This window comes from Bradyrhizobium sp. STM 3809 (assembly GCF_000239795.1).
Taxonomy (GTDB): Bacteria; Pseudomonadota; Alphaproteobacteria; order Rhizobiales; family Xanthobacteraceae; genus Bradyrhizobium.
In genome coordinates this window covers 1-3101 of the sequence record NZ_CAFJ01000578.1, presented here as the reverse complement: position 1 = coordinate 3101, position 3101 = coordinate 1, and the positions used below count along the sequence as shown (strand labels likewise).

2 protein-coding genes and 1 pseudogene are annotated in these 3101 nt (G+C 65.5%); 2 read left to right on the top strand and 1 reads right to left on the bottom strand.

The window, feature by feature from the left end; all coding sequences use genetic code 11:
• The first annotated feature begins 469 nt into the window (after positions 1-469).
• Positions 470-1879, top strand: a complete 1410-nt coding sequence (locus BRAS3809_RS26180) for a GSCFA domain-containing protein (RefSeq protein WP_008965028.1) — start codon at positions 470-472, stop codon at positions 1877-1879.
• 25 nt (positions 1880-1904) lie between these two features.
• Here BRAS3809_RS26180 and BRAS3809_RS26175 read toward each other — a convergent pair whose 3' ends face one another.
• The gene (locus BRAS3809_RS26175) at positions 1905-2483 is read right to left on the bottom strand and encodes a hypothetical protein (RefSeq protein ID WP_008965027.1); all 579 of its coding nucleotides are present in this window, start codon (positions 2481-2483) and stop codon (positions 1905-1907) included.
• A 424-nt stretch (positions 2484-2907) separates the two neighbouring features.
• Here BRAS3809_RS26175 and BRAS3809_RS26165 point away from each other — a divergent pair.
• Positions 2908-3101, top strand: a pseudogene (locus BRAS3809_RS26165) (hypothetical protein); the annotation flags it as partial.

Genomic DNA, 3101 nt, shown 5'->3' with positions numbered 1-3101 from the left:
GGCCGGTTTTGACCGCGCCGATTTTCATCGGCGCTTCCACGCTGAGATGGTCGAATTCTTCCGGAAGCACTTCGCTGAAGGGCAATAGAACGCCACGTCATGGTGCACGGCACAGGGTGCCCTCTTTCGCACCACTCCCCGTAGATTTCCGTCCGTAGTTGCGCGGTCCTGCTAGTTAAGAACTGGTTAACCTCGTCGCCACCATCGTGTGCCGCGAGCTGCCTGCGCATATACGCGCAGGCGGCAGTCGGCGATGGGGGCGTGCATCCCTTCCTGTTCGAATCGCCGGGAATGGTGGGCTGCGCTCGGGCGTACGTCGCCGGCCAAGCCGGTGGCGATCAGGATCCAGTTGTCATGGTCGAGATGTTTCGCGCGCGGGATGCGTCGTCCGCGTGAGCGACGCCTCGCGCCCTGCGACGACGGCGCCGCAGCTCATGAACCGAAACGAGACACAAAGGCGAGCCTCGACATGAGCACCACGGCCCTCGACAACCACACCCAGTTCCAGTCGATCCTCGGGCAGATCCGGACGCTCGCCTACAAATATATCGAGGACAAGGACTTCGTCAGCGCCCAGCTCGCCTTCCAGAAGCTGCTGGAGCTCGACCCCAAGGACATCAATGCGCGCTTCATCTATGCGCAGCTGATCGACGACGGCTCGCACAAGAAGCGCGCCGAGGCGCGCGACATGATGCTGGCCATCCTCGACGAGAACCCTGAGATCTTCGAGCAGGCCACCGAGGGCAACCTGCACCTGATCCGCAGCGCCGCGGTGCGCTGCAGCCATGTCGGCCCGTTCACGCGGTCGATGGAGCTGTTCCGCAAGCTCGCCAAGGCCTCCAACCAGGCCGCCGACTATTTCTCGCTCAGCGAGATCCTGACCCAGAACAACGAGTTTGAGGAGGCGGTGGGGGCGCTCGAGAAGGCCATCAAGCTCAACCCGGCCTACGACAACCCGATCAACCGCGAGACGCTGGAGCTGGCGCGGTCGAACGCCAAGAAGGGCAACAAGGCCAAGGAGGCCAAGGCGGGCCGCGCCAAGGTCGGCCGCTATCCCGAGACCAAGGACTTCCTCGGCGACCTGCAGACGCTGATCACGAGCCATATCGCGGTGAACCTCGCCGCCGCGCCGAAATTCCTCGACAAGAGCACGCGCTTCTTCACCATGGGCTCGTGCTTCGCGCGCAACCTGTCCAAGAGCCTCAGTGACAGCGGCTACAACAGCCACCACATGGAGATCTCGGAATATATCAACACGACCTTCGCCAACCGCGTGTTCGTCGACTGGCTGCGCGGCGCCACGATCGATCCGGAGATCCGCGAGCGCATCGTCGAGCTGCTGCCGCAGGGATCGAGCCAGGAGAACACGCTCGCCGTCATCAAGCAGGCCGACGTCTTCATCCTCACACTCGGCGTCGCCGCCGCGTTCTTCGACCGCGAGACCGGCGCCTTCGTGCTGCCCCGGCCGACCGCGCTGAACTCGCGGGCGCTGGCCGAGAAGTACAAGTTCCGCACCGCCAGCGTGCAGGAGAACGTCGACAACGTCCGCTATCTGATCGACTTCGTCCGCAGCGTCCGGCCGGGCATCAAGGTGATCGTCACGGTGTCGCCGGTGCCGCTCCTGACCTCGTTCGAATATGAATCGGTGGTGCAGGCCGACTGCCTGTCGAAGAGCACGATGCGGCTGGTGGCGCACGAGATCGTCAACAATTCGAACCTGGAGGACATCTGGTACTGGCCGTCCTTCGAGGTGTTCCGCTGGGGCGGCTCGAATGCCTCCAGCTTCTTCGCGGCCGATGACGGCGCGGCCTGGCACGTCTCGGAGGACAAGGTGTCGGCGACCGTCCGCGCCTTCGTGCAGACGTTCTCGCCCGCCTGAGCCGCACGCGCGCGAGGCGGCGGCCTCAGGGCAGCCGCTTGCGCCACAGGCGGATGATCATCAGGCCCGCCTGGGCGTAGCCCGGCGGCGAGCTCTCCATGCCGAACGGCGTCTTCGAATACAGCGAGCTGGAGACCAGGAAGCCGCCGACATAAGGCTCCGGCAGGCCCGACAGCGCCAGGAAGCAGCGGTGGGTGAGAATGCCCTCCTCCGGCAGGTTGCCGCGCACCAGCCGGCAGTCGCCGATGCCGGTGAAAGCGATGCCGTTGAACTGGCCTTCGGTGTAGGTGCCGAGCAGGGTCGGATCCATCGCCTGGCCGATGCACACCCGCATCTCGCCGATGCTCTTGTCGTTGGTGCCGGTCATGCGGCCGTCGCTGGCCTGCACGTTCACGGCATGGATCGAGAGCTGGTCCTCCAGCGCCGGCGCGAAGCCGGTCTTGGTCGGTGCGCAGAAATCCGACGGCACGACGCGGCCGTGGCGCACGCTGCGGGCGATGTAGATCTCCTCGACGTCGTTCTCGCCGCCCTGCGCCCGTCCCGTCCCGCTGCCGGCCAGCACGCCGAGCGCCGCCATCAGAACCGCAATCGTCATCCGGCGCATGCGCCTGTTCCTTCCTGTGAATCGACGGCTTCTATCGGATTCGGCGAACCTTCTGAACAGCACCAACGAACAGTACGTATGCATACGATCATACCCCGGCCTTCGATCACTCCAGGAAGGAACACCTCGCCGTGACGGTAATGTGGTAGCAAACTCAGGTGAACAGGCCCCTGCGCTCCCAGGCGCATCGCCGCAACGATCGGTGTTCGGATGATCGACAGGCGCGTCCCGGCGCCGCTGGTGTCCCTCCTCGGAAGTCGCGGCGGCCGCAAAAAGGTTCTGAAAAAAATGGTGTCCGGTGCCGCGGCGGCGTGCTGCCGGCCCGGGCTCAACCCAGGCTCGCGCCGGTTCAGCGTGACCGGGATCACATTCGGAACCACGAGCAGCGGCTAAACCTCTCGCAGCCAACGAGGGGAGCTTTCACATGCGCAAGATGATCCTGATCGGAGCCCTGGTGCTCGTATCCGCAACCGCCCAGGCCCAGGGCACGCGCAGCCTGTCGCTGTCGTCGAGCGACAGCGCGGCGCCGGCGCCGCCGCGCCCGGTCTATGTCCAGCAGGCCGGCGACATCACCGTCACGCCGGCTCCGGCCGCTCCAGCGCCGGCGCAGGCCGCCGC